The sequence below is a fragment of the Photorhabdus sp. RM96S genome (genome assembly GCF_042879335.1).
In the GTDB taxonomy this organism is placed as follows: domain Bacteria; phylum Pseudomonadota; class Gammaproteobacteria; order Enterobacterales; family Enterobacteriaceae; genus Photorhabdus; species Photorhabdus kayaii.
Map to the genome: position 1 here is coordinate 1 of NZ_JBHFKT010000243.1, position 286 is coordinate 286.

At 68.2% G+C, this 286-nt stretch carries 1 protein-coding gene; it reads left to right on the forward strand.

Annotated features, from left to right (window positions below):
* The coding region (locus ACGF49_RS25180; RefSeq protein WP_387493516.1) for a PAAR domain-containing protein at nucleotides 1–286 on the forward strand (286 nt) is incomplete at both ends.

The following is a 286-nucleotide window of genomic DNA, read 5'->3' on the forward strand; positions in this document are numbered from 1 at the left end:
TGTGGCGACCGGCGGCCTGGCGATGGCCGTGGTGGCCGGGGCGGCGGCCGGGCTGGCAGGCGGTTTTGTCGGCGGACTGGTCTCGGCCGTGGGCGCGGCACTCGGGCAATACGGGGCGAATAAGGGCCAAATTGTCGAAGGCTCGCCGGATGTCTTTTTTGAAGGCCAGCCGGTAGCCCGGCAAGGGGACAAAATTGCGTGCAGCGACCACCCCGGCCCGGTGGTGATTGCCGAAGGCGCCAAAACGGTGTTTGCCAACGGCAAGCCGATTGCCCGGCTGGGCCAC